General features: G+C 42.3%; 6 protein-coding genes. 4 read left to right on the top strand and 2 right to left on the bottom strand.

The genetic code is table 11. The features are described from left to right. Positions 1 to 66: 66 nt before the first annotated feature. Entirely contained in the window at positions 67 to 738 is a 672-nt protein-coding gene (locus tag QVO88_RS09475; protein ID WP_243238862.1) for a YoaK family protein, read from the bottom strand. A gap of 177 nt (positions 739 to 915) precedes the next feature. Here QVO88_RS09475 and QVO88_RS09470 point away from each other — a divergent pair, with 177 nt between their 5' ends. The 4 genes from QVO88_RS09470 to QVO88_RS12385 all read left to right on the top strand — a co-directional run bounded on the left by QVO88_RS09470 (position 916) and on the right by QVO88_RS12385 (position 4,319). After that, on the top strand, positions 916 to 1,818 hold the full coding sequence (locus QVO88_RS09470; protein ID WP_022288240.1) for a LysR family transcriptional regulator: 903 nt from the start codon (positions 916 to 918) through the stop codon (positions 1,816 to 1,818). A 23-nt stretch (positions 1,819 to 1,841) separates the two neighbouring features. Next, entirely contained in the window at positions 1,842 to 2,639 is a 798-nt protein-coding gene (locus QVO88_RS09465; protein WP_022288239.1) for a DUF4866 domain-containing protein, read from the top strand. A gap of 18 nt (positions 2,640 to 2,657) precedes the next feature. Then, positions 2,658 to 3,986: a threonine/serine exporter ThrE family protein gene (locus QVO88_RS09460; protein ID WP_022288238.1), complete on the top strand. Its 1,329-nt coding sequence runs from the start codon at positions 2,658 to 2,660 to the stop codon at positions 3,984 to 3,986. A 93-nt stretch (positions 3,987 to 4,079) separates the two neighbouring features. Then, the gene (locus QVO88_RS12385) at positions 4,080 to 4,319 is read left to right on the top strand and encodes an AraC family transcriptional regulator (protein WP_117859222.1); all 240 of its coding nucleotides are present in this window, start codon (positions 4,080 to 4,082) and stop codon (positions 4,317 to 4,319) included. 162 nt (positions 4,320 to 4,481) lie between these two features. On the opposite strand, the gene QVO88_RS09455 is transcribed toward QVO88_RS12385, so the two are convergent. Continuing rightward, positions 4,482 to 4,967 (bottom strand): hypothetical protein, encoded by a 486-nt coding sequence (locus QVO88_RS09455; protein WP_022288237.1) that lies wholly within the window; start codon positions 4,965 to 4,967, stop codon positions 4,482 to 4,484. Between the last annotated feature and the right edge of the window lie 85 nt (positions 4,968 to 5,052).

Genomic DNA, 5,052 nt, shown 5'->3' with positions numbered 1-5,052 from the left:
TGCGAAAAAAGCTGTCTGACCTTGCGGCTTTTGACCTTTATAATACAATACTAACCGAAATGTGCCCTACATATCCTCCCTCATCATATCATTCTCACTCTTTATAAACATAAGCACAAAGCATATAAGCAGCAATGCACAAGATATCCATATAAACTCATTGCCTATGTATAATGAATATGCTCCACCTATTCCTGCACCGCAGGCAAATACGAATATCGTAAGAAAATATTGCAGCGATTTCCTAAGCAGCGACTTGTCCCCTATCCTCATGTATGCACTTATGGATTCCATTGCACTTCTCATATTTCCTATGCACATCGTGCTTGCGTATGGATAACTATTTACTTTCCTGAACGATTGCACCTGCATTGCACAGGCACATGATGAAAGTGCATTCGCAACAAAATCGTATGAACCGCCAAGCGGTATAAACCCCACAATGCAAAGCAGCACCATTTCCGTGAAAACTATTATCTGCCGCCAATGTATAAATCCCACGTCCTTGAAACGTGCGTGCAGACGCTCGGCTATGAAAATCCCCATTGCAAACGCCAGCACAGGTATAAGATAGTGCAACGCCCTGTGCCAGTTGCCTTTTGCGACATATGTGCTCATAAGCACAATGTTTCCCGTCTGTGCATTTGAAAAAACTTCACCTCGCACAAAATACGAATATGCGTCCTGCAAGCCCCCTGATATGGTCAGAAGTATCATGAGCATATTGGTTTCAGACATTTGTTTTCTTGATCGTAACATCATTTTATCATATTCCTTCATAAAAAATTAACAAGAAAAATATTTTTATACACTTTAATTTTCTCCTTTTTCCATTATAATTATCTCAGATATATAAGTCAAATATATAATTGATATGAAAGATATAAAATATTGATATAGCAAGAAAGTGATAAAGTGAATATAAATTACGAATATTATAAGATATTTTATTATGCCGCAAAGAACCGCAGCTTTTCAAGAACGGCAAAAGTGCTGCTCACAAATCAGCCTAATATCACAAGGGTGATAAAAATACTCGAAGGAGAACTTGGCTGCACGCTTTTCAATCGAATGAAAAACGGCGTCACGCTTACCCCTGAGGGAGAGATACTTTACGAGCACATCTCAAAGGCGGTGGAACTTATTACAGAGGGCGAAGATGAGATCTCAAAAGCCAACGACCTGCAAAGCGGAACTGTCACCATAAGTGTGACGGAGACCGCACTTCACGGCGTTATGCTGCCACTTCTCAATGAGTTCCATGAAAGATATCCGGGAATAAAAATAAAGCTGCTGAACCATTCAACCCCTCAGGCACTGACTGCTCTCAAAAGCGGCATTGCAAACCTCGCTGTGGTAACAACGCCGATAAGCACAGAGGGCTCGCTGAATTTTCATAAACTCAGAGAGTTCCGTGAACTTATCATATGCAGCACAAAGCTAAAGGATCTTGCAAAGCGAACGCTCACTCTTGAGGAACTTTGCAGCCACCCTATAATATCACTTAACCGAAACACAAGGACATATGATTTCTATTCCGACTTCTTTTTCCAGCATGGAATAGATTTTCAGCCGGATATAGAGGTCGCAACTGCCGATCAGATAATGCCGCTTGTGAAAAGCAACCTTGGCATAGGCCTTATACCTGAACCAATGGCACAAAGCGGCGATGTTTATATTCTGAAAACTGATGAAGAGTTTCCAAAGAGGAGCATCGTTCTTGCAGAAAATGCAGACAAAAAACTCAATGCCGCCGCTACAGAGATACAAAAAATGATACTGAAAAAGTGTAATATGTTTGCAAATGCTGAGATATGACATACATGAAAGGAGATAATAATATGCCAACAGTTTTGCCAAAAGAAAATGAAGTCGAACAGTTTTTTTCAAGGATAATGGCATCGGAAGGAGCTTGCGAAAGGCTCAGCAGCGTGCTTTACGATCACCTTAGTGACGACGATATGCAGACCGATCCTGACCCAAAACATCTTGTGCAGGTGCTTTTGACCGCATATACGAACGGTGATATAAGTGCACTTCTTCTGGAGCTTTGTGGAAGAAGTCTTTTCGATCTGCTGAGAGAGGCTTACCTTATACCAAAGCGTTTTCACGGAAAAGCCGGAAAAAATCCTGAACTCCTTACGACCCCTGAAGGCGATGTCATTGAAGAAAAGAAAAAGCTTGTCACAAAGCATGAGTTCGAGAAATTTCGTGATGTGTACAAAAACCACAGCTGTGCACCACGTTCAAAGCTTTATCTTGCAGACGGATATGACCTTATGAGGGTCTATACCGACGGAATGAACATTAAGGAAAAGCGTGTTGACAAAAGACGTGGCGTGCTTATACTTTACGCCCTGCCTGACACTGTAAAGCTTGGACTTTCCGAGGCTCAGACCTATGATGTTATATGGAATACTTTCCACAAGATACAGCAGACTGCCCCAACTGCAATGGTCTATTACGGACAGGAAACAGGCGAAAAGGCTGGAAAATCATTTGATGAGATCGGCGTTTTACTGCCTGTTCATCAGTTTGAAAAGAAAATGCTCATGCACCTCAGCGAGATAGACGGCATTGTGCTTGCCTGCCGTGAGGAAATGATGAAAAAAGCAGGCTCAGACAGCCTTGATCTTTAAAAACGGAAGTGATACTGAATGTCACAAACTATAGTTAAGAAAAATCACATGGATATCCCATGGCACGATTTCACAGACGCCGAAAAGGACGAGCCAGTATCAAAGGCGAGCCTAAAAGAAAAAGCCTCTGTTATAGGCAGGGTGGGAATGATGTTTCTCTCCTGCGGAACAGGAGCGTGGCGTGTGAGAAGTTCCATGAACACCATGTCGGAATGTATGGGACTGACCTGCACAGCAGATATCGGGCTTATGTCCATAAACTACACCTGTTTTGACGGCGAGGCTTGCTTTTCGCAGTCTCTTTGCCTTACTAACACGGGAGTAAACAATTCAAAGCTAACACGTCTTGAAAATTTCATCAACGATTTTGTCGGCCGCTGCGATAGTTTGACTTGCGAACAGGTCCACAATGAACTTGACGATATCGAAAAGATACACGGACTTTACTCGCCGCCTGTTTTGGGCCTTGCGGCGGCACTTGCCTGCGGAGCGTTCACATTTCTGCTTGGCGGTGGACTGACCGAGATGATATGTGCATTTTTCGGTGCAGGCATTGGCAATTATGTGCGGAGCAAATTCACAAAGCACCACCTTACCCTTGTGCTTGGAATAGTTGCCTCAGTATCGGCGGCGTGCCTTTCATATGCAGGGCTGTTTGAACTTGCGAAAATACTTTTCAATATAAAAATGCAGCATGAGGCAGGCTACATATGTGCAATGCTTTTTATTATACCTGGTTTTCCGTTCATCACAAGCGGCATAGACCTTTCAAAGCTCGATATGCGTTCGGGCATCGAGCGGCTGACCTACGCCCTCATCATTATAATTGTAGCCACAATGACGGCGTGGTTAATGGCACTTATCCTGCACCTTACGCCAATGGACTTTTTGCCTCTGCACCTTACCTTATGGCAGTTCATACTGTTCAGACTTGCGGCAAGTTTCTGCGGGGTTTTCGGATTTTCCGTTATGTTCAACAGCCCTGTCAAGCTTGCAGCCTCTGCGGCAGTTATAGGTGCACTTGCAAACACTCTGAGATTGGAACTTGTTGACCTTGTTTCATTTCCTCCGGCAGCTGCTGCGTTTGTGGGGGCATTCACCGCAGGCATACTCGCCTCGCTGCTGAAAAAGTATGTGGGCTATCCGAGAATATCCATAACCGTTCCGTCCATAGTCATAATGGTTCCGGGATTATATCTTTACAAGGCTTTCTATAATTTGGGCGTCATGTCCCTTGAAACATCTGCGTCATGGCTTGCGTCTGCCCTGCTGATAATACTAGCTCTGCCTTTGGGGCTTATCTTCGCTAGGATAATTACGGACAGGTCATTTAGGTGTTGTACTTAAAATCTTAGTCAAAGCCTAAAGCTATACCGAATCCACAGAAAAAACTATATTGATATACACTTTCCTATTAATACTATTCTCCATTACATATAACTGGCGTCAGCGGCATTTGTCAGCAAAAGCGAAGTGCTGAGGTGTTTTAAGAACATAACAGGACAGTCGCCGTTTGAATATCTAAAAAATTATCGTCTGCGCAATGCGGCATATATGATAAAAAACACATCTGACTCGATAAATGCTATCTGTGGGCTTTGCGGCTTTGACGATCACAGCTATTTTTCAAAAGCCTTTAAAGAAGCCTACGGGTGCAGTCCCAGAGATTTTAGAAAGTAGAATATACGGGACAATATCTCACAGATTTATCCGTCTGTCATGTAGAAATTACATTTTCTTGTTTATAGGACTACGATAAAACTATTATCAAACAAAAGACGTTTCATTTTATCCAAATGGAACGTCTTTTGCATTTGTGCTTTTTCTTGTATGAAAAAAGAGTCAATTATTCTCCTCCCAATAATCCTCTGCATCCTCGTAGTCATAGAAATCATCATAGTGATCTTCATAGAGATCCTCTGGGTCGTCATAATCATGAGCATCATACTCAGCAGATTTACTGGTTGAGGTTTTATTGGTATTCTTACGGGTAGCTCTGGTAGCTGAACTACTTGCTGTAGTGGTTTTCGGACGTGATGTTGTAGCAGTTGTGAATACTGAAGTATAGCTGTTCTTATTATTGTAATACTTAGGGTCATGTATCAAACAGTAGCTGCTGCCTTCTTCAGGAGTATTGTCACAGCCTGAGTGTGCGCATTTGGGGCACAGGGCATCATAGATCATGGCTATCCCTATGATGATCAACACAGCGACAACGATTCCTTTGAGATTGAACGAACTATGCTGAGAGCTGTTTTCTGTTGTCAGCTTGTAGCCTATATAATCGTCAAGCATATCCTTGTTTCTGTTGTTTTTTCCAGATTCCATAATCACACCTCCAAACTGTATTTCTAATATTATACCATATTTTTTAGATTTGTGGTAACAATTTTTGGACAGTTGAATATTCTGT

Origin of the sequence: Ruminococcus sp. CAG:57 (genome assembly GCF_000435935.1) — a bacterium.
Taxonomy (GTDB): domain Bacteria; phylum Bacillota; class Clostridia; order Oscillospirales; family Ruminococcaceae; genus Hominimerdicola; species Hominimerdicola aceti.
This window is presented reverse-complemented; position numbering and strand designations above follow the sequence as displayed.

Bases quoted from the DNA above. Each gene is read 5' to 3' on its own strand.
- QVO88_RS09475 (WP_243238862.1), bottom strand. From the start codon at position 738: ATGTCTGAAACCAATATGCTCATGATACTTCTGACCATATCAGGGGGC.
- QVO88_RS09465 (WP_022288239.1), top strand. From the start codon at position 1,842: ATGCCAACAGTTTTGCCAAAAGAAAATGAAGTCGAACAGTTTTTTTCA.
- QVO88_RS09460 (WP_022288238.1), top strand. From the start codon at position 2,658: ATGTCACAAACTATAGTTAAGAAAAATCACATGGATATCCCATGGCAC.
- QVO88_RS09455 (WP_022288237.1), bottom strand. From the start codon at position 4,967: ATGGAATCTGGAAAAAACAACAGAAACAAGGATATGCTTGACGATTAT.